Genomic DNA, 21,273 nt, shown 5'->3' with positions numbered 1-21,273 from the left:
TTCAGCCATTGCCCACTATCAGAACTGCTAGGTCCTACAGACCCCGCTGATTTGACTCAGTCCGATTGACGTCGATTCAGCCTTGAGTCACCGTTCGCCCACTCAACCACCAGGCTCGGACGCCATGCCTCATATCCTGATTGTCGAAGACGAAGCGGCGATTGCCGACACGCTGATTTTTGCCTTGCAAGGCGAGGGGTTCAGCACTACTTGGCTGACCCTTGGCGCGGCGGCGCTGGAGCATCAGCGTCTGACCCCGGCGGATCTGATCATCCTCGACATCGGCCTACCCGACATCAGCGGCTTCGAAACCTGCAAGCAGTTGCGGCGTTTCAGCGAAGTACCAGTGATGTTTCTCAGCGCCCGCGATGGCGAAATAGACCGTGTCGTCGGCCTGGAGATAGGTGCCGACGATTATGTGGTCAAGCCGTTCAGCCCCCGTGAAGTGGCGGCGCGGGTTCGGGCGATTCTCAAGCGCATGGCGCCAAAAAACCTGACCGAAATCGCACCAGCACTGTTTCGCATCGATAACGAACGCATACAGATCAGTTATCGCGGCCATCCGCTGACCCTCACCCGCCACGAATTCCGTTTGCTGCAATGCCTGCTGGAACAACCCGAGCGCGTGTTCAGCCGCGAGCAATTGCTCGATGCGTTGGGTGTGGCCGCCGATGCCGGCTACGAGCGCAGCATCGACAGCCACATCAAGAGCGTGCGCGCCAAGTTGCGATTGGTTAAGGCCGATGCAGAGCCGATTCAGACCCATCGCGGCCTCGGCTACAGCTACAGCCCGGGACACAGCTGATGCCGTTGGGGATACGGATTTTCCTGGTCTATGTGCTGTTCATCGGCTTGACCGGCTACTTCGTGCTCAACACGGTGATGGAAGAAATCCGCCCCGGTGTGCGCCAGTCCACCGAAGAAACCCTGGTCGACACCGCCAACCTGATGGCGGAAATCCTGCGCGATGACTTCAAGGCCGGCACCCTCAACCAGAGCCGCTGGCCGGAACTGCTCAAGGCTTACGGCGAGCGGCAACCGGCGGCGAACATCTGGGGTTTGCCGAAAAATCAGGTCAACCACCGCATCTACGTCACCGATGCCAACGGCATTGTGGGGCTGGATTCCAGTGGCGCAGCGGTCGGTCAGGATTATTCGCGCTGGAACGACGTTTACCTGACCCTGCGTGGCGAATACGGCGCTCGCTCGACCCGCAGTGACCCCACTGATGCGAGCTCTTCGGTGATGCACGTCGGCGCGCCGATTCGCGATAACGGCCGGATCATCGGCGTGGTCACCGTGGCTAAGCCCAACAGCTCGTTGCAGCCTTATGTGGATCGCACTGAACGGCGATTGCTGGCTTATGGCGCGGGGCTGATCGGCCTCGGCTTGCTGTTCGGTGCGCTGTTGTCCTGGTGGTTGAGTCGGTCGCTGCGGCGGTTGACCGCTTATGCCCAGGCAGTGAGCGAAGGCCGTCGAATCGAGGTGCCGCATTATCGCGGTGGCGAACTGGAGCAACTGGCGACGGCGGTGGAACAGATGCGCACGCAGCTCGAAGGCAAGGCCTATGTCGAGCGCTATGTGCATACGCTCACCCATGAACTGAAGAGCCCGCTGGCGGCAATTCGCGGCGCCGCGGAACTGCTGCAGGGCGAGATGCCGTTGGCCCAACGGCAGCGTTTTGTCGGCAACATCGACAGTGAAAGCGCGCGCATGCAACAGTTGATCGAGCGGCTGTTGAATCTGGCGCAGGTTGAACAGCGTCAGGGGCTGGAAGAGCAGGTCGCAGTGCCTTTGGCGGCATTGGTTCAAGAGCTGTTGATCGCTCAGGCCGGGCGAATCGAAGGCAGGCAGTTGCGCGTTGAACAGACCATCGCGGCGGACCTGACGTTGCTCGGTGAGCCGTTTCTATTGCGCCAGGCGCTGGGAAATCTGTTGGAGAATGCGCTGGATTTCACCCCTGTTCAGGGCGTGCTGCGATTCACCGCCGAACGAATTGGCGAGCAGATCGAGTTCAAGCTGTTCAATCAGGCCGAGGCAATTCCTGACTATGCGCTGGCGCGATTGAGCGAGCGTTTCTATTCACTGCCGCGGCCGGACAGCGGGCGCAAGAGCACCGGGCTGGGGCTTAATTTCGTTGAAGAAGTCGTCAGCTTGCACGGTGGGACGATTAGCATCGGTAATGTCGAAGGCGGGGTTGAAGTCAGGTTGCGCCTGGCTTAGAACCGAGTCGCGGCCATTCGCGAGCAAGCCCGCTCCCACATTAGCAATGCATTTCCCTGTGGGAGCGGGCTTGCTCGCGAAGAGGCCGGCCCAGTCTCCACATAATCTCCACATTCCCCCCATAAATCCCCCACACAGCCAATCCAGACTCTGCCCATCCAAAACAGGGAGAGTCCCATGAACCGAAGCCTGACCTTGAAACTCGGGGCGATTGCCCTGCTGATTCTGTTATTGCTGATCCCGCTGCTGATGATCAACGGCGTGATCGAGGACCGCCAGCAGCTGCGCGACGGCGTGCTTGAAGACATCGCCCGCAGCTCCAGTTACAGCCAGCAATTGAGCGGGCCGTTGATGGTGGTGCCCTATCGCAAAGTCGTGCGCACCTGGAAGACCCACGAAAAAACCAACGAGCACTATGAGGAAATCGGTGAAGAACGCGGTCGTTTGTACTTCCTGCCGGAGCGCTTCGAACTCGACGGCCAGGTCCAAACCGAACTGCGTTCCCGGGGCATTTACCAGGCCCGGCTGTTCCATGCCGACAACCGCATCAGCGGGCATTTTTCCCTGCCAGCACAACTGGGTATCAAGGAAGACTTCGCCGATTACCAATTCGACCAGCCATTTCTTGCGGTCGGCATCAGCGACATTCGCGGCATCGAGAATGCCTTGAAACTCGAACTGAACGACCAGAAGCTGGACTTCGTCCCAGGCAGTCAGGTCGGCTGGCTGGGCGAGGGCGTTCATGTGACGCTGCCGGCGCTGGACCCTAAGCAAAACACTGAATTGACCTTCGGTTTCGACCTGAAGTTACAAGGTACTGGCCAGCTGCAGATCCTGCCGGTAGGCAAGACCAGCAACGTCTCGCTGGCTGCCAACTGGCCGCATCCCAGCTTCATCGGCAACTACTTGCCGGCGCAGCGCGAAATCACCGATCAGGGCTTCACCGCCAATTGGCAAACCTCGTTTTTCTCCACCAACCTGCAAGAAACCCTGAACAGCTGCGTGTCCCGTGGCGGTTGTGAGGCGTTGTCCAGCCGCAGCTTCGGTGTGAGCTTCATCGATCCGGTGGACCAGTACCTGAAAAGCGATCGGGCGATCAAATATGCGCTGTTGTTCATCGTTTTGACCTTCGCCGGTTTCTTCCTTTTCGAAGTGCTGAAAAGCCTGGCGGTGCATCCGGTGCAGTACGCGTTGGTGGGTGTGGCATTGGCATTTTTCTATCTGCTGTTGTTGTCGCTGTCCGAACACATCGGCTTTGCCTTGGCTTATCTGCTGTCGGCCGGCGGCTGCGTGTTGTTGATCGGGTTCTATGTCTGCCATGTGCTGCGCAGTGTGCGCCACGGCTTGAGTTTTTCGGCGGGTTTGGCAGCGTTGTATGGGCTGCTTTATGGGTTGTTGAGCGCCGAGGATTACGCGCTGTTGATGGGATCGTTGTTGCTGTTTGGGGTGCTGGGTGTGTTTATGGTGCTGACGCGCAAGTTGGATTGGTATGGGGTTGGGCAGAAGGCTGGGAAGCCGTTGGAGTTTGATATTGGGGTAGTGAAATGAGTCGGTCGTTGGGGTTGAGGGAGGATCAGCGGGAGGGTCGGGTTTTGGCGGTACTGATTGCTGGGTTGTTTCCTGTTGCCAGGAAAATCAATAGGAGATAGAGAAACGAGGGGGCAGGTTTATTGATTTAAAATAAATCCGTCCCCTTATCCTTTGTGTTGATCGCCAGTTTATTTCCATCTCGCAGATCTCGCGTTTGAAATTTAAAAATCCAACCAATAAGGAAGTTTCGAAGAGGGTGTTGCCAATGCAGCGTACAATTTCCGCTTATTATCTTTTTGTATGTACTTATCTCTCAGGATCAGGTTCTTTTTTTGTAATATGTCATTCCGGGGGTTTTGTACAAGTGTTTCAAATGGCTCATAAGGAGTAAATTTTTCAGTCGATTCAGCCCATTCCTTAATTTTTGTTTTATTGATCCCGTGACTCGCTCTGTTGTTCGTAGTTCCATGTATCGAGACATACATTGGATTTTCACTGCGAAGAGAGGGAAAGGAATGAGAGCCAATACTGGAAAGATCGCTTAGACTTGGGGGAGGAGAGCGCGCTGGCACTGAAGGGATAGTAGCTGCGCTCGAATATGATTTGATGGATTCGTAGTTTGAGGAGAAACTTCCCCTGCTATTGGGTAAGCCGATACTATCGTATGCGGATCCTGTTCTGGATGTTGTTGAAAGAGGTGTTCGTGTTAATTCATTGGATGTCTTACTTGCGTATTTGAATGTTGGTCGCAGAATTTTAAGTTTCAGGAAATATTGAAATGCCTGTCCGTTTGGATCGTACCGATTTCTTGGATCCCCTCCACAATACGCATAGGCATTTAACCAACCCGCTCCGAACGGACTCCATCTATCCGGACTTAGAAACCGCATCAGTATTGGGCTATACACTCGATAACCATTACCCAGCGAATAACAGCCTGTTATTGATTCCCGAAATGCGCCATTGAATCGAAGCTGACTTTGTGGGTCTCCGTCCATTGGGCTATCACCGAAGGCAGTGTAGGCAATGGTATTATTTTTGGTCGTGTCGATTGCATTCAACACCGAGCCCGAATGATCGGTTGCTAACAAAATCGTCGTGCGAGAGTAAGTAGGCATTGGCTGATCTCCGAATCTGGCCCAAGAGGGAGCGGTATCAGTGTCGGAGATTCTTCAACTTCTGCCTACTATCAGAACTGCTAGTCGTCCACCCTTGCAGGCTTTAAACCTTCGGCATTGTCGCCAACATCGAAGGCCGCTGACTCACCTCGAAATACCACGCCGCCAACTGCGGATTCGCCGTGCGCCAGTCCAGATCAGGATGGCGTAAATCCAGATACCCCAACGCACAGGCCACGCTGATCGCTGCGACATCGAAATGGCTGGTCAGCTCGGCCATCGCGTCTTTTTCCAGCAGCGCCAGGGCGCGGCGGATTTTGTCGCGCTGGCCGTCGAGCCATTGGTCCCAGTGTTTTTCCGGAGCGCGCAGGGCGACTTCGTAGCGTACCAGTACCGCCGCGTCCATGATGCCGTCGGCCAGGGAGGCCAGGGTCAGGCGCCGCCAGCGGGCCGAGCCTTCGCGGGGGATCAGCGGGTTGCCGACGTGCTGGTGATCGAGGTAGTCGAGAATCACCCGGCTGTCGTGAATGATGGTGCCGTCGGCCAGGCGCAGGGCGGGGATCTTGCTCAGGGGGTTGTCGTTGATCAGCGTCTGGTCCGGGTCGACCGGCGTCAGCACGCAGTTCTGCAGGGCCACGCGGTTCTGTTGCCCGGTTTCGTGCAACAGCACCATGACTTTGCGCACGAAGGGGGAGAGGGGGTTGTGGTACAGGGTCATGCTCGGGGCGGACATGGCGACGTCTCGGTCAGAGGGGGTGTCGGGCAGCATAGCGCGTTGATGCGAGAGCTCAAGATGACAAGCACAGACGAACTTGTGGGAGCGAGCTTGCTCGCGAAGGGGCAGTGTCAGTCGACATCAATGCTGTCTGACACACCGCTATCGCGAGCAGGCTCGCTCCCACAGGGGGGCTCGTTCAGCCAGCCGGTTGCAATGCAGCCTGTGGGCCCGGAGCAGCCTGCTGAGGCTTGAGTTCGCGGGCAACTGTCCAGACGATGAACGCGGCGACGTTGTCGAAGATCGCCAGGGTCACGAACAGTGGGCTGTAGCCGATCTTGGTCACCATCACGCCAAACACCAGGGTGAAGGCGGCCGCGCCGAGGTAGCCGAACATGCCGCCCATGCCGGTGGCCGTGGCCACTACGTTTTTTCCGAACGAGTCAGAGGTGATTGCGTACAGCGCACCGGACAAGGTCTGGTAAGCGAAACCGCCGATGCACAGCAACGCAATCGCCGTGTACGGGCTGGCAACCAGGTCGATGCATGGAACTTGTAGGAGCTGCCGGAGGCTGCGATCTTTTGATCTTGAAAAACCAAAGTCAAAAGATCGCAGCCTGCGGCAGCTCCTACAGGGGTGTGTCGCTTTATCGGCGTTGCAGGAAGCCGCGCAACGCAAGTGCAGCAGGAATGCCGAGGCCAAGCCAGCTCAAGGCATCCCACAGTCCATCGCCGAGCAACGCGGCAAACAAACCCGCCGCGCTGAACAAGGCGATAACGGTAGGGGTGGCGAACACCTTCCAGAAATTCGACTGCCGGGGCCTCATGCCACGCTCTCCGCTTTTTCCAGCACGGGTTTCGCAGCCTTGCGCCGCACCACCCACAGGTAAACGCCACTGCCGAGCACAATGATCGTCAGCACGTCCAGGGTCGCCCAGAGGATTTGCATCGGCATGCCGCCGTAGTCACCGAAATGCAACGGTTGCGACATGCCCATGGCGTCCATGTACCAGGGTCGCTCGGCCACGGCGGTGACTTGCAGGGTGCTGGCGTCGATCAGTACCGGCGTCAGCAAGTGCGAGGTCAGGTGCGTGCTGCCTTTCATGAACACCGCGTAATGGTGCTCGCTGGAGAACCGCGTGCCAGGGAAGGCGATGAAATCCGGCTGCATGCCAGGTGCGACTTCTTTGGCGATGTCGAGCAAACGCGTGGCCGGCGCCAGTTGCGTCAGCGGTGGTGCATCGCGATACGGCGCAACCATCGCGCTCAGGCTGTCGTTGCGCCACGCCGCGATCAGCAGGTCGGCGCAGGCACTGATCACGCCGGTCACGCCAACCACCAAGGCCCAGGTCAGGGTCACCACGCCGATCAGGTTGTGCAGGTCGAGCCAGCGCAGGCGGGTGGATTTGTCCTGGCGCACGGTGGCGAATTTCAAGCGACGCATGAACGGCAGGTACAACACGGTGCCGGAGACAATCGCGACGACGAACAGCAAACCCATGAACGCCAGCAACAACTTGCCCGGCAGCCCGGCGAACATGTCCACGTGCAGGCGCAGCATGACCATCATGAAGCCGCCATTGGCCGACGGCATCTCCAGCGCTTCGCCGGTACGGGCGTCGAGCATGAAGGTGTGGGACGAGTTCGGCTCGGTGCCGGCGGTGGCCGCCATAATCGCGATTGCGCCGTTGGGCTCGTCATCGTCGAAACCGAAGTACTGCATGACTTCGCCGGGACGATGTTTTTCAGCCGCCTGCACAAGCTGCTGCAAATTCAGCGGCGGGGTGTCGGCCGGCATTTGCTTCAACTCGGCGGCATCGCCCAGCAAGTGGTCGATCTCGTGGTGGAAGATCAACGGCAGGCCTGTCAGTGCCAGCATCAGCAGGAAGACCGTGCAGATCAGGCTGGTCCAGGTGTGGACGAAGGACCAGCGGCGGATTGTTTTACTTTTCATTTCGTAGCCTTCAGAAACACCAAAGCCGTCCTCGAAGGACGGCCTGGTCGTTGGGCATGTCAGGTCAAGTGGTTACCACTTGTAGGTGGCACTGGCGACGACACTGCGTTCATCGCCGTAGTAGCAATAGAAACTGTCGCAGGTGGAGAGGTAGTCCTTGTCGAACAGGTTGGTCGCGTTGACGGCCAACGACGCGCCCTTGAGGCTGTTGTCGAGGCGGCCGAGGTCATAGTGGACCGCTGCGTCGAACACGGTATAGGCATCTGCCTTGCCGAGTTCGGTGTTGGCCTGATCGCCATAAGTGTTGCCGGTATAGCGAACGCCACCGCCGATACCGAAACCGTCCAGCACGCCGTTGTGCCAGGTGTAATCAGCCCACATCGACGCTGTCTGGTTAGGCATCAGTTGCAGGCGATTGCCTTTGAACGTGCCATCTTGCACTTCGGATTTAGCCAAGGTGTACGCGGCGGTGAGCTTGAGGTTTTCCGTCACATCGGAGACGGCTTCCAGCTCCAGGCCCTTGACCTTCACTTCACCGGTCTGGTTGGTGACTGGAATGCCACCGACGTTGTTGGTGACCGAGACATTTTTCTGGGTCAGGTCATACACCGCGGCGGTCAGCAACGTGCTGCTGCCCGGTGGCTGGTACTTGATACCCAGTTCCCACTGCTTGCCTTCGGTCGGCTTGAACGATTCGGTGGTGGAGGTATCGGCGTTGCTCGCCGGCTGGAACGATTCGGCGTAGGACAGGTACGGCACGAAGCCGTTGTCGAATACGTAGCTGATCGCTGCGTTGCCACTGAAGTTTTTGTTGCGGTCAGTGTTGGTGGCATCGCCCTTGTTGAAGAACTTGGTGCTGGTATGAACCCAGTCCTCACGACCACCCAGCGTCAGGCGCCATTGATCGAGGGCCATCTGGTCCTGAACGTACAGGCCGGTCTGATAGGTCTTCTGGTTGTAATCGTAGAAGGCCTGCGAGCGTGGCGGACGCACGATTGGCTGACCATAGATCGGGTTATTGACGTTGGTGGTCAGGCCGTCGCCGAAGATCGAGGTGTAGTTGGTGTTGGTGCGCTGGTGATCGAGGCCGATCAGCAGCGTGTGGCTGATGTCGCCGGTGGAGAAGTCAGCCTGCAGGTTGTTGTCCACGGCGAACTGACTGATGTCCTCGTCGGTCGTGGTGCTGGTACGGCCGACGTTGCCGTCGGCATCGACCTGGGTGAACGGGTAGGCGCCGGGGGTGAGGGCCTGGAAGGACAGGTCCGACTTGGTGTAGCGAAGGTTCTGCCGGAACTGCCAGACATCGTTCAAGCGATGTTCAAAGGCATAGCCCAGTGCGTAGTAAGTACGGTCGTAGAACTCCCAGTCCGGATCGCCCAGGTTCTTGTGATGGGAGATATCGCCCTGGGGCGAGTCGATCTTGGTGCCCTGGATCGGGCGGAACTGGCTGGTGATGCCGGTATCGTCACGGGTGAATTGGGTGAGCAGGGTCAGCCGCGTGTCTTCGTCGATGTTCCAGGTCAGGCTCGGCGCGATGTTGTAGCGCTTGTCGTCGATATGGTCGATGGGCGTGCCGCCATCACGCACCACACCGCTGAGGCCGTACAGGAACTGGCCTTCATCGTCGATCTTGCCGGTGCTGGCGAAGTTGATCTGGCGGTGATTGTCGCTGCCGTATTGCACTTGGACTTCATTGCTCGACTCGGCGCTGGGACGACGGCTGACCATGTCCAGCAAGCCACCCGGCGGGGTCTGGCCATACACGGACGAAGCGGGGCCGCGCAGCACGGCGAGACGATCCAGGTTCCAGGTTTCCTGCTTGGGGTTGGCATAGACGCCCTTGGGCAACGGCAGGCCGTCCAGGAATTGAGTTGGCTCGAAACCGCGCACGCGCAACCAGTCGGCACGGGTGTCGCTACCGAAACTGGCGCCGGTGGTGCCCGGCAAGTAGCGCACGGCGGCATCGAGGGTGTGCACGTTGCGATCGTCCATCTGCTCGCGGGTTACCACCGAGATCGAGCGTGGTGCCTCAACCAGTGCGGTGTCGGTCTTGGTGCCGGCGGCGGTACGCTTGGCGAGGTAACCGTTGGTCGGGCCCCACGCGCTTTCAGAGTTTTCCACGCCGATCACGCTGGTGGCTGGCAAGGCCATGACACCCTCGGGCACGGCCACCAGGGTGTAGGTGCCGCCGCTCTGTTCCAGTTGCAGACCGGTGCCACGCAGGGCTTCGCGCAGGGCGTCGGCAGCGTCGAACTGGCCTTTGACCGGGGCCGAAGTCTTGCCTGCGGCCAGCGACGGGTTCAACGACAGCGCCAGACCGGCCTGGCTGGCAATCTGGTTCAGGGTGCTGGCCAGTGGCGCAGCCGGCAGGTTGTAAGTGCGAACGCTGGACGCCTGTTCAGCGGCGATCAGTTGGCTGCTGGCCAAAGGGGTGCAAAAAGCAAGGGCTACGGCCAGCAAACTGGGGCGCAACAAGTTACCTGGCGAACGGGACATACAGCGGCTCCTGAAAGGGAATACTTCTCAATTGCCTAGGTGCCGAACGAAAATCAAAAAGTGATAGGGCTGGATGAAAATAATTTCGATTCATCAATTGTGCTAAGGCTGATGGCCTCTTCGCGGGCAAGCCTCGCTCCTACAAGTTTGGTGTCGCTCACAAAATTAACGAACGACGTGAAACCTGTAGGAGCGAGCGGGCGGCGATCCGACTTGCCCGCGAAGGCGGCTTCACTGACCCACCTCCTCTCAGGGCTTGACCTCGGTCTTCGCCGCGACCGTTACCCACCACTGCGTGTGCTGTTCGATCTGCACCGGCAGGGTCGGAAGTAGGGCGCTCAGGGCCAGGTTGGTGTCTTTGAGCGGGAAGCTGCCGGTAATCCGCAGGTTGGCCACTTCCGGTGCAACGCCTAGATGCCCGTGGCGATAGCGACCGAGTTCGTTTACCAGATCTTCCAACCGCGCGTTGTCCACCACCAGCATGCCGCGAGTCCAGGCATCGGCGCCGAGGTTGAGCGCGGCAATCGGGCCCAGGCTGTCGCTGCGGATCAGCATTTGCTGGCCTTCGCGCAGAATCAGCTCTTCAGGACTCGATTGCGGATGGGCGGCCACCGCGGACTGCAATACGCTGAGACGCGTGCCTTGCTCTTCACGCTTGACCAGGAACCGTGTGCCCAAGGCGCGCATGCTGCCTTCGCGGGTTTCAACGATAAACGGCCGGGCATCGCCGTGACCGGTTTCGATAAGGATTTCGCCTTCCTGAAGGATGACCAACCGCTGCTTCTCATCGAAGCGCACGTCCACGGCACTGTGGGTGTTGAGGTTGATCAGGGTGCCGTCGTCCAGGCGAATCGTGCGTTGCTCGCCGGTGGCGGTGCGCTGGTCGGCCAGCCAATAGTCGATCGGCAGGTAACGCTCACCGGCAAACACCGCCAGGCCAATCACTGCGACGACACTGGCCAGGCCGCTGCCGAGTTTGCGCACCCGGCGGCGAATGCCTTCGCGCGATTGCAGCAGGGCGGTGCGTGCCGGGCCGCTGGCGACGCTGAAACGCTGGTCGAGCATGCCCAATTGACGCCAGGCGCGGGCATGTTCTTCGTGGGCGGCGTGCCATTTGGCGAACTCTTCGCGTTCCACCGGGTTGCCGGAGTCCAGCGACAGTTGCCAAGCGATGGCGGCGTCGAGCACTTGTGCCGACACCGGCTTGGAACTGAGCGGGCTCATGTTGGCTCGCCGTACAAGGCGATGTAGCACTGACGGATGCCCTGGGCCAGGTACTGGCGCACCCGCGGCACCGATACACCGAGGCGCTCGGCGATTTGGGCGTGGCCGAGGCCATCAAGACGGTTGTAAAGAAACGCCGCACGGGCCTTGCTCGACAACTTGCCCAGCAGGCGATCAATGTTTTTCAGGTCTTCGAGGATCATTTGCTGTTCTTCCACCGACGGTTGTTCGGCTTCTGGAATCAGCATCAGTTCGGTGAGGTAGGCCTGTTCCAGCGCGGCGCGGCGGAAGTAGTCGAACAGCAAGCCCTTGGCAATCGCCACCAGAAACGCCCGCGGCTCGCGCGGTTCTTTCAGCTCCTCACGCCCGAGCAAGCGCACGAAGGTGTCCTGGCTCAGGTCCTCGGCTCGTTGCGGGCAGGCGACATTGCGACGCAGCCAGGCCAATAGCCAGCCGCGATGGTCGCGATATAGCGCACCGACGAGCTCACTTTGAGGGCTTGGGACTGACGACACGCAGCATCACCGATTGGGAAGTGTTAACTAACGAGAATTGTTCGCGATTGTGTCAGAGGCGGGGGAGGTAAAGCAATTGGCGTTGGTCGGGTGGGGTGAGTTCAGTTGGACCGCGTTATCGTTCTTCGCCTGTAGGAGCCAGCGGTGCGGCGATCCGACTTGCCGGCGAACCGGACGCCGCGGTATATCTGTTGAACCGCGTTATCGTTCTTCGCGGGCAAGTCGGATCGCCGCCCGCTCGCTCCTACAAAGCGAAGGCGTCAGAACAGACGCCGAAGATTAAAAGGACGGAGTATTTTGCCGCCGCTTCCACTGACTCAACCGCTGTTGCAGGTTCAACGGGCTATGAATCTGCTGCTGCCGCGCGCGGCTGAACAGGATCAGCGCCAGTTCGGCGGTAGCCAGGGCGTCGGCACTGGCGTTATGACGCTCGAAGACTTCCAGCTTGAACCAGTCGATCCATTCGTCCAGGCCGGCCTCGCGGATGTTGGCCTGCGGACACAGCAGCGGGGCGATGTCCGCCACATCCAGAAAAACATGCTGCAATTTGTAGCCCAGATGATCTTTCAATGCGCGTCCAAGCATGTGCTGGTCGAACGGCGCATGAAAGGCCAGTACCGGGCTGTCGCCGACAAACTCCATGAATTCGAGCAACGCCTGAGCGGGGTCGCTGCCGGCAGCAATCGCACTGGGACCCAGGCCGTGAATCAGCACACTGGGGCCGAGTTTGAGTTCGTCGCATTGCAAAGTGCGCTCGAACTGCCGACTGAAATCGATCGCGCCATCCTCGATCACCACGGCGCCGATGGACAGCACCCGGTCCTTGTTCATATTCAGCCCGGTGGTTTCCAGGTCGAGCACTACCCAGCGCTGCTCGCGCAGGCTGCATTCACTCAATCCGGGAGCCAAAGGCAGGCGTTGAAGGCGTTGTTGCAGGTCTGCGGACAAGCTCGGGCCGGCCGGGCGCAACCATGAAAACAGGCTCATAGCTGATAGCTCATAGTTGATACCGCAGGGTCAGACTGCTTTGCAAGCGTTGGGCCTGGCGCAGTGATTCACGCAGGATGCGTCGATCCAGATGATTGAGGCTGTCGGGGTCGACCCGGTTGGAGTAGGGCAGATTCTCCCGGGTCTGTAGCTGATGTTGCTGCATGCGGGTTTGCTGGATGAAGTGATAGGCCTCTTCGTACGCCGCGCCGTCCAGTGGCTCGATGACCTCTTTGGCAACCAGCTGGCGAAAGCGCTCCAGGGTATTGTTCGATTCGATGCCGTGGGCGAGGGCGAGCAATCGCGCCCCGTCGACGAAGGGGGTCAGGCCCTGGATCTTTAGGTCCAGCGTGGCTTTTTCGCCATTTTTGCGCGCCAACACGAACTCGCGGAAACGTCCTACGGGAGGACGATTGCGCAGCGCGTTTTCAGCCATCATTCGCTGGAACAGGCGGTTGTCGGCCACCTGGTCGAGAATCGCGCGGCGTAATTGTTCGCAGCCTTGCTCGCTGCCCCAGACCACGCGCAAATCGAAATAGATGCTCGAACCCAGCAGGTTCTCCGGCGTGGCTTCGCGAATGAACGCGGAAAAGCGTCGCGCCCATTCGACCCGCGACAGGCACAGCTCGGGATTGCCGGCCATGATGTTGCCTTTGCACAGGGTGAAACCGCACAGTGCCAGGCTGTGGTTGATCTGATGGGCGATGGGCAGCAATTTTCCGCGAATCTCGGCGGCGTGGGCCGCGTCCCGTGCTTCGAACAGAATGCCGTTGTCCTGGTCGGTGTGCAGCGTTTGTTCACGGCGCCCTTCGCTGCCGAAACACAGCCAGCTGAACGGGATGCCGGGATCGCCTTTCTCGGCCAGGGTCAGCTCGATCACCCGGCACACGGTGTGGTCGTTGAGCAGGGTGATGATGTGGGTGATCTGGGTCGAAGACGCACCGTGGGCCAGCATGCGCTCCACCAGTTGACCAATCTCGCCACGCAGCAACACCAGGTTTTCCACACGTTGGGCGCTGCGGATGGTGCGCGCCAGGTGCACCAGGTCGACCCGTTGCAGGGAAAACAGATCGCGTTCCGAGACCACGCCGCACAGGCGCTGATCCTTGACCAGACAGACGTGGGCGATATGCCGCTCGGTCATCGCAATCGCGGCATCGAAGGCGCTGTGGTCCGGAGACAGGTAAAACGGCGACCGGGTCATGTGCCGCTCGATCGCCTCGTTGAAATCGCCGGTGCCGTTCGCCACCACATGGCGCAAATCGCGAAGGGTGAAAATTCCCAGCGGCGCTTTATGTTCGTTGACTATCACAATGCTGCCGACCTGCTGCTCGTGCATCTGGGTCACGGCTTCACGCAGGGGCGTGGTTGGGCTACACGTCACCGGATGGCGCATGGCCAATTCACCCAGACGGGTATTGAGCGAGTATTGGGTGCCGAGGGTTTCCACGGCTTTTTGCTGGACCTGCTGATTGACCTGATCCAACAGGCTGCTCACGCCCCGTAAGGCAAAGTCGCGGAAGGTGCCGGAAATGGCGAACAACTTGATGAATGCAAGTTTGTTCAGCTGTAGGCAAAAGGTATCTTCGGCAGCCAGGTGTTCAGTGCGTGTCGCCCGCTCCCCCAGCAGCGCGGCGAGGGGGAAGCACTCGCCCGTGGTGATTTCGAAGGTGGTTTCGGTCCCGCCCTTGGCCGAGTGCGGACGTTCGCCGACAACCCGACCCTGTTTAACGATGTAAAAGTGCTCAACCGGGCCGTCCACGGGCTTGATGATGCTCTCGCCGGGGGCGTAGAAGCGCAGTTGGCATTGTTCGACCAGGTACGCCAGGTGGGCGTGTTCCATCTGGTTGAAGGGCGGGAAGCGCTGAAGGAATTGCAAAGTGCCCTGGATGTTCTGCAACACCGCGGTTTTCCCTGCCTGTGTGAAGGCGTCCGCTTTACTCATAACCATTACCGCAGTCTTTTTTGAATTGTTGTTGTCGGATGACTCACCTATGGTCGACCCCTACGGGCGGGGTGCCCATTGGACGTAAGTCTAGGTAGGCTGGAAACGTGATGCAGTGTCGGAAAAACCCTACCTAAATGTGAGAAAAACCTCACGTTGCCCCTATTGGAAAATTATCCGACGGAGTGCACATTGATGGTGTGCTTAGCGATGTCTCACCACTGTGCTAGGGAATTGAATTGAACATGTAGAGAATGCCATGTCCGACCACGATATTTTGAGTGACGCCGAGCGCCAGGCGCTCAGTGACGTCATGCTGGAACCCGACCTGCCTGCGCAGCGGGTGCTGATCGTCGACGACGACAAGGACGCCCGGGAGCTGCTGTCGGAGATTCTGGCACTGGACGGTATTCGTTGCATGACGGCAGCCAGTGGAGAAAGCGCACTCAAAATTTTGGTGGCAGAGGCGGAGATCAAGAAGCCTTCTATCGGCCTGCTGATTACTGATTTGCGCATGGGCAACGTAGATGGTCTGGATCTGGTCCGTCAGATTCGTGAAACCGTACGAGCAGCGCTCCCGATCATCATCGTTTCCGGCGATGCCGACGTGAAAGATGCCATTGCCGCGATGCATTTGAGCGTGGTCGACTTTTTGCTCAAGCCTATTGATACCGACAAGCTGTTAGCGCTGGTCAAACATGAGTTGGGAATTGAGTAACCAAAGATTTGTAAATGATAGTTGCCTGTAAACCCGGGAACAGCGTATTTGAGTTGAGTTTGCTTCTGTTGGGTGTAATTAAGTTTGTCTGCCTGGGTTGAGAAATATCCCTTCATAAATGTCTGGCGGTTGCTGATGCAGTTTCAGATATCTTCCTGAGTATTGAAATGCGGATGGCTGTTTGTAGTCGTCGTTTGTTTCAAAAAAAATAATAATTAATTATTCCACGCTGACATTTACGCCCGGAGAAACGAGCTTCCTGAGGAGCGTTATGGAACGAGCGCTTGTTCTCATGCTGCTGGAAAAACTGTGGCTTTACCAGGAAGTTCGACTTTTCTGGGTTGCATGCGTGTGAGTGATAACCAGGAAACAACATGATAAAAATGGATTCGCGCGACCTGCTCCTGATCCTCGTGGTGACTGTTATGTGGGGAAGTAACTATTCGGTTATTGATATCAGCCTAGATGGTATAGATCCGTTTATGCTGACTGCCTTGCGTTTCACTTTTTGTGCATTTCCATTGGTGTTCTTCGTTCGCAAGCCGAAAAACATCAGTTCTGCAACTATCGCTTTATATGGTTTGTTGTTTGGGGTCGGGATGTCCTGGCTGATGAACTACGGCATGTTTCTAGGAGTCAGTGCCGGTGTGACTTCTTTGCTCCTGCAATTCAGTGCCTTTTTTACGGTCATCTGGGGAGTGATGTTGTTCGGCGAAAAAATGTCGGGGATACAAGTTGCAGGAATTCTCCTGGCATTGGTGGGGCTGATGTTCATCATTCATGTGACCGAGACGCAAGGTCAGAGCCATGGTCTGTTTCTGATACTGCTGGCAGCTTTGTGCTGGAGCCTTTGCAATGTCCTGATCAAGAAAAGCAAGGTAATCGACATCTTTGCATTCGTTGTCTGGTCGAGTCTGTATGCAATTCCGCCGCTGTATTTGATGACTTACTGGGCCAAGGGGGCTGCGCCTTTTCAGGCGTTGTTGACGGACTTCAACGCCCCAGTGCTGCTGTCCATCCTGTTCCAGGCGTACGTGGCGACGATTTTCGGTTATTGGGCATGGAACCGCTTGATCAGGAAATATCCGGCGAGCCAGGTTGCCCCGTTGTCGGTCATCATTCCGATATCCGGCATCGTGACCTCCTGGTATGTGCTCGACGAACCCATTGGCGGCGAGAAATTGTTTGCCCTCGTGCTTACGGTCCTGGGTATTGCCCTGTTCATGTGTGCACCGAAAATCGCGAGCTGCATCACTGAAAGCGCCTTGCGCCACAGGAAATAACGGGTCAGAAACAACAATCCCCCGGTCGTTAGGCCGGGGGATTGTTATCGAGCAGGCTGTTTTTTACAGCGCGTTCCTGGCCTTGAACTCGCGACGACGACGGTGCAGAACCGGCTCGGTATAGCCGTTGGGCTGCTTGGTGCCTTCCACCACCAGTTCGACTGCCGCCTGGAAGGCGATGTTGCTGTCGAAGTTCGGTGCCAGCGGACGGTACAGCGCATCGTTGGCGTTCTGACGGTCAACCACCGGCGCCATGCGCTTGAGGCTTTCCATCACTTGCTCTTCGGTAACGATGCCATGACGCAGCCAGTTGGCGATGTGCTGGCTGGAAATACGCAGCGTGGCACGGTCTTCCATCAGGCCGACGTCATTGATGTCCGGCACCTTCGAGCAACCAACGCCCTGGTCGATCCAGCGCACCACATAACCAAGAATGCCCTGGCTGTTATTGTCCAGTTCGTTCTGGATCTGTTCGGCGGTCCACTGCGGGTTCACTGCCAGCGGGATGGTCAGGATATCGTCCACCGACGCATGGGCACGCTTGGCCAATTCGGCCTGACGAGCGAACACGTCGACCTTGTGGTAGTGCAGCGCGTGCAGCGCAGCGGCGGTCGGCGAAGGCACCCACGCGGTGTTGGCACCTGCCAGCGGGTGAGCGATTTTCTGTTCCAGCATTGCCGCCATCAGGTCAGGCATCGCCCACATGCCTTTACCGATCTGCGCACGGCCTTGCAGGCCGGTGCTCAAGCCGATATCGACGTTGGAGTTCTCGTAGGCGCCGATCCATTTTTCCGCCTTCATGTCGGCCTTGCGCACCATCGGGCCGGCTTCCATGGAGGTGTGAATTTCGTCGCCGGTGCGGTCGAGGAAGCCGGTGTTGATGAACACCACGCGCTCGCTGGCAGCCTTGATGCAGGCCTTGAGGTTGACCGTGGTACGGCGCTCCTCGTCCATGATCCCGACTTTCAGGGTGTTGCGCGGCAGGCCCAGCACGTCTTCGATGCGCCCGAACAGCTCGTTGGTGAACGCCGCTTCTTCAGGACCGTGCATCTTCGGCTTCACGATGTAGACGGAACCGGTGCGGGTATTTTTGCGCGAGGTGTTGCCGTTGAGGTTGTGCAGCGCCGCCAGGCAAGTCACCAGGCCATCGAGGATGCCTTCCGGCACTTCGTTGCCATCTTTATCGAGGATCGCGTCGATGGTCATCAGGTGACCGACGTTGCGCACGAACAACAACGAACGACCGTGCAGGCTCAGTTCGCTGCCGTCGACCGCGGTATAGGTGCGGTCGGCGTTCATGGTGCGGGTAAACGTCTTGCCGCCCTTGACGACTTCTTCCGACAGGTCGCCCTTCATCAGGCCGAGCCAGTTGCGGTAGATCACCACTTTGTCATCGGCGTCGACGGCGGCGACCGAGTCTTCGCAGTCCATGATGGTGGTCAGTGCGGCTTCCATCAGGATGTCTTTGACACCGGCAGCGTCGGTCTGACCGACCGGGGTGCTGGCATCGACCTGGATTTCGAAATGCAGGCCATTGTTTTTCAACAGGATCGCGGTCGGCGCCGCCGCATCGCCCTGGAAACCGATCAGCTGAGCGTCGCTACGCAGGCCAGAGCTCTTCAAAACCGAGTCGCTGCCGCCTTTGAGGGCGACGACCAGTTTGCCGTCAACGATGCTGTAGTGTGTCGAATCGACGTGGGAGCCGGCCGCCAATGGCGCCGCTTCGTCGAGGAAGGCACGGGCGAAGGCGATGACCTTATCGCCGCGGACCTTGTTGTAGCCTTTGCCTTTTTCCGCGCCGTCAGCCTCGCTGATGGCGTCGGTGCCGTAGAGCGCGTCGTACAGCGAACCCCAGCGGGCGTTCGAAGCGTTAAGCGCGAAGCGGGCGTTCATCACCGGCACCACAAGCTGTGGACCGGCCATGCGGGCGATTTCTTCATCGACGTTTTGCGTCGTTGCCTGGAAATCGGCCGCTTCTGGCAGCAGATAACCGATGTCTTGCAAGAAGGCTTTATAAGCCACGGCGTCGTGCGCCTGACCGGCACGCGACTGGTGCCAGCCATCGATACGAGCCTGGAAATCATCGCGTTTGGCGAGTAGGGCTTTGTTCTTCGGTGCCAGGTCATGAATGACCTTGTCGGCACCGGCCCAGAACTTATCGGCGGTGAGGCCGGTACCGGGAATGGCTTCGTTGTTCACGAAGTCGAACAGGACTTTGGCGACCTGCAGGCCACCGACTTGAACGTGTTCAGTCATTGCTTGCCTCACTCTGCTCAGCTATTTCGCTTTTCAGCTCTTCAATTTAACAATGAAGCCTCTGGCCATTTAAACCACAAACCCTGCGACCAGTACATGCCATTTCTGACGGCTGGGTGGGGACCAATCAACGGCTTTAGGGCCTTGCTGACAGGGCTTTCAGGGATGCGACTGCGCCTGTGGCGGACATCGATCCAACGTTATGTAGTGCGCGCAGCGGCATACTACATGATGAGTTGCGGTTGTGAAAATTAGACTAATTACGTCGTTCTGCGACCCCATGACGCATTGCAGTCACGTCGGGGATCGGGATGTTCTCAAAAAACCATGAGATTGTTCCAGTTAAATATAAAAAGTTGTACACGATTTGTGTTTCGCAGGTTCATGGGCGGAGTCCCATTTGCGAGCAGGCTCGCTCCCACAGAGGCCTGCGCCAACCTTGTGGGAGCGAGCCTGCTCGCGAAGACGTCAGACCTGCCAGCGCCGAAACATCCCTTGCCTATACTTCTCTTTCAATAACAAAAGAGGGCTGCGCCATGGACCACCTCGTACTCACTGTTTTTGCACCGGACAAGCCTGGGCAGGTCGAGCGCATAGCCCAATGCATCGCCGAGCATGGCGGCAACTGGCTGGAAAGCCGCATGTCACGCATGGCCGGACAATTCGCCGGGATTCTTCGGGTAGGGGTACCGGCGGAAGCCTACGATTCATTGGTCGATGCCTTGCAAGGATTGTCGGCTCACGGCATTCGCGTACTCATTGCCGAAAGCGGTATCGAACAATCGTGCACCTGGAAACCGATCGCCATGGAACTGGTGGGCAATGACCGGCCAGGGATCGTGCGCGACATCACTCGCTTGCTCACTGAGCAGGGGGTAAACCTGGAACGACTGGTGACTGAAGTGCGTCCAGCCCCCATGAGCAGCGAGCCGCTGTTCCACGCCGAAGCGATACTGGCGGTGCCATTGACGCTGTCTCTGGACGTGCTGCAATCGCGCCTGGAAACTCTGGCGGACGATCTGATGGTGGAATTGGTGCTGCGCAGTGAGCCTTGATCCAGGTTATCCAGATTAAACGTGCACCTGCCTGTGGATAACCTGTAGAGACAGCCCGCTAGGCCACGCCAGCCGGGGCTTTTCAAACATTGATCAAAAAACCAGCAGTTTCAGTAACTTGCGCACAAACGGCGGGGATCACGCTGTGGATAACCTTGGGAAGGATCGATGCGGGCCACGGAGAGCGTGGCCTGCAGAGGTTTGTGCGTTTTTTGATCAGCTGCGACGGCGCAGGCTGAGCCAGGCATCGACGCTGTAAACCGCCAGGCCGGCCCAAATGAAGATGAACGCCACCAACGTACTGGACGACAAGTGCTCGCCAAACAGCAGGACGGCTTGCAGCAGCACCAGGGTCGGCGCCAGGTATTGGAGGAATCCCAGGGTCGTGTAGGGCAGATGCCGCGCGGCCGCGTTGAAACAGACCAGCGGTACCAGCGTTACCGGACCGGCAGCCACCAGCCACCAGGCTTCGGAGGTGGACCAGAATTCAGCCTGGGCGCTGCTGGCGGTGGGATTGAGCACCAACCAGCCCAGCGCGATCGGCACCAGCATCCAGGTTTCGACCACCAGTCCCGGGAGTGCCTTGACCGGCGCCTGCTTGCGAATCAGCCCGTAGAAACCGAAGGTCAATGCCAGCACCAGCGACACCCAAGGCAGGCTGCCGACTTGCCAGACCTGTTGCGCCACGCCAACCGCCGCCAGCCCCACCGCGATCCATTGCATGCGTCGCAGCCGTTCGCCGAGTATCAACATCCCCAACAGCACGTTCACCAAGGGGTTGATGTAGTAACCGAGGCTGGCCTCCAACATGCGCCCGTTATTCACCGACCACACATACGTCAGCCAGTTGGCGGCGATCAGCGTGCCGCTCAGGGCCAGGACCGCCAGCCGACGCGGGTTCTCCCGCAGTTCGCGCCACCAGCCTGGGTGTTTCCAGACCATCAGCAGCAAGGCGCCGAACAGCGCCGACCACAGCACGCGGTGAATGATGATCTCCACCGCGGGCACGCTGGCGATGGCCTTGAAGTAGAGCGGGAAAAGTCCCCAGATGATGTAGGCACTCAGGCCCAGAATGTACCCGCGACGCGGGTTGGCGGCTTGCATGCAGAATCCTTGCTTAGGCAGCTAACAAAGAGGGGATTGTAAGGAGATTTGCCGTGATGTGCTGATCCCTTGTAGGAGCGAGGCTTGCCCGCGAAGAATGATTACGCGATTTGTCTGTGATACCGAGTCATCGTTCTTCGCGGGCAAGCC

At 58.5% G+C, this 21,273-nt stretch carries 17 protein-coding genes and 1 pseudogene; 6 read left to right on the top strand and 12 right to left on the bottom strand.

Features of this window, described 5'->3' with window-relative positions; all coding sequences use genetic code 11:
* Positions 1-124: 124 nt before the first annotated feature.
* The 3 genes from creB to creD all read left to right on the top strand — a co-directional run bounded on the left by creB (position 125) and on the right by creD (position 3,771).
* Complete coding sequence (creB, locus tag ACA054_RS29720; protein ID WP_497687321.1) at positions 125-805, top strand: two-component system response regulator CreB; 681 nt, start codon at positions 125-127, stop codon at positions 803-805.
* Entirely contained in the window at positions 805-2,223 is a 1,419-nt protein-coding gene (gene creC / locus ACA054_RS29715) for a two-component system sensor histidine kinase CreC (RefSeq protein WP_497687320.1), read from the top strand. Before creB ends, creC begins: the two co-directional genes overlap by 1 nt.
* 177 nt (positions 2,224-2,400) lie before the next feature.
* Positions 2,401-3,771, top strand: a complete 1,371-nt coding sequence (gene creD, locus ACA054_RS29710) for a cell envelope integrity protein CreD (protein WP_497687319.1) — start codon at positions 2,401-2,403, stop codon at positions 3,769-3,771.
* A 203-nt stretch (positions 3,772-3,974) separates the two neighbouring features.
* On the opposite strand, the gene ACA054_RS29705 is transcribed toward creD, so the two are convergent.
* From ACA054_RS29705 to ACA054_RS29660, 10 genes and pseudogenes are all read right to left on the bottom strand, one after another.
* Positions 3,975-4,871 (bottom strand): RHS repeat-associated core domain-containing protein, encoded by an 897-nt coding sequence (locus tag ACA054_RS29705; protein WP_497687318.1) that lies wholly within the window; start codon positions 4,869-4,871, stop codon positions 3,975-3,977.
* Positions 4,872-4,974: 103 nt separating this feature from the next.
* On the bottom strand, positions 4,975-5,604 hold the full coding sequence (locus ACA054_RS29700; protein ID WP_497687317.1) for a glutathione S-transferase: 630 nt from the start codon (positions 5,602-5,604) through the stop codon (positions 4,975-4,977).
* Between the two features lie 181 nt (positions 5,605-5,785).
* Positions 5,786-6,133 (bottom strand): annotated as a pseudogene (locus tag ACA054_RS29695) (MFS transporter); the annotation flags it as partial.
* A 100-nt stretch (positions 6,134-6,233) separates the two neighbouring features.
* Complete coding sequence (locus ACA054_RS29690) at positions 6,234-6,413, bottom strand: hypothetical protein (protein ID WP_497687316.1); 180 nt, start codon at positions 6,411-6,413, stop codon at positions 6,234-6,236.
* On the bottom strand, positions 6,410-7,540 hold the full coding sequence (locus ACA054_RS29685; protein ID WP_497687315.1) for a PepSY-associated TM helix domain-containing protein: 1,131 nt from the start codon (positions 7,538-7,540) through the stop codon (positions 6,410-6,412). The genes ACA054_RS29690 and ACA054_RS29685 overlap by 4 nt, the downstream gene beginning before the upstream one ends.
* Positions 7,541-7,612: 72 nt before the next feature.
* Entirely contained in the window at positions 7,613-10,036 is a 2,424-nt protein-coding gene (locus ACA054_RS29680) for a TonB-dependent siderophore receptor (protein WP_497687314.1), read from the bottom strand.
* Between the two features lie 249 nt (positions 10,037-10,285).
* A complete protein-coding gene (locus tag ACA054_RS29675) occupies positions 10,286-11,260 on the bottom strand; it encodes a FecR domain-containing protein (protein WP_497687313.1) in 975 nt (324 codons plus the stop codon).
* The gene (locus tag ACA054_RS29670) at positions 11,257-11,775 is read right to left on the bottom strand and encodes an RNA polymerase sigma factor (protein ID WP_497687312.1); all 519 of its coding nucleotides are present in this window, start codon (positions 11,773-11,775) and stop codon (positions 11,257-11,259) included. The genes ACA054_RS29675 and ACA054_RS29670 overlap by 4 nt, the downstream gene beginning before the upstream one ends.
* 279 nt (positions 11,776-12,054) lie before the next feature.
* Entirely contained in the window at positions 12,055-12,762 is a 708-nt protein-coding gene (locus ACA054_RS29665; protein ID WP_497687311.1) for a 3'-5' exonuclease, read from the bottom strand.
* A 10-nt stretch (positions 12,763-12,772) separates the two neighbouring features.
* Positions 12,773-14,713 (bottom strand): putative nucleotidyltransferase substrate binding domain-containing protein, encoded by a 1,941-nt coding sequence (locus tag ACA054_RS29660; protein ID WP_497687310.1) that lies wholly within the window; start codon positions 14,711-14,713, stop codon positions 12,773-12,775.
* Between the two features lie 253 nt (positions 14,714-14,966).
* Here ACA054_RS29660 and ACA054_RS29655 point away from each other — a divergent pair, with 253 nt between their 5' ends.
* A complete protein-coding gene (locus ACA054_RS29655; RefSeq protein WP_497687309.1) occupies positions 14,967-15,425 on the top strand; it encodes a response regulator in 459 nt (152 codons plus the stop codon).
* A gap of 374 nt (positions 15,426-15,799) precedes the next feature.
* Entirely contained in the window at positions 15,800-16,708 is a 909-nt protein-coding gene (locus ACA054_RS29650; RefSeq protein ID WP_497687308.1) for an EamA family transporter, read from the top strand.
* Between the two features lie 63 nt (positions 16,709-16,771).
* Here the strand turns inward: ACA054_RS29650 and ACA054_RS29645 are convergent, their stop codons facing one another.
* Positions 16,772-18,964, bottom strand: coding sequence for a malate synthase G (locus ACA054_RS29645; RefSeq protein WP_497687307.1), 2,193 nt, complete (start codon positions 18,962-18,964; stop codon positions 16,772-16,774).
* Positions 18,965-19,500: 536 nt separating this feature from the next.
* On the opposite strand from ACA054_RS29645, the gene ACA054_RS29640 reads away from it, so the two are divergent.
* Positions 19,501-20,019 (top strand): glycine cleavage system transcriptional repressor, encoded by a 519-nt coding sequence (locus ACA054_RS29640; protein WP_497687306.1) that lies wholly within the window; start codon positions 19,501-19,503, stop codon positions 20,017-20,019.
* 216 nt (positions 20,020-20,235) lie between these two features.
* On the opposite strand, the gene rarD is transcribed toward ACA054_RS29640, so the two are convergent.
* Entirely contained in the window at positions 20,236-21,123 is an 888-nt protein-coding gene (rarD, locus tag ACA054_RS29635) for an EamA family transporter RarD (protein WP_497687305.1), read from the bottom strand.
* Positions 21,124-21,273: the final 150 nt, after the last annotated feature.

This window comes from Pseudomonas sp. LBUM1653, assembly GCF_059716115.1.
The sequence above is the reverse complement of the archived record's forward strand: the minus strand, read 5'-3'. Positions and strand labels throughout refer to the sequence as shown.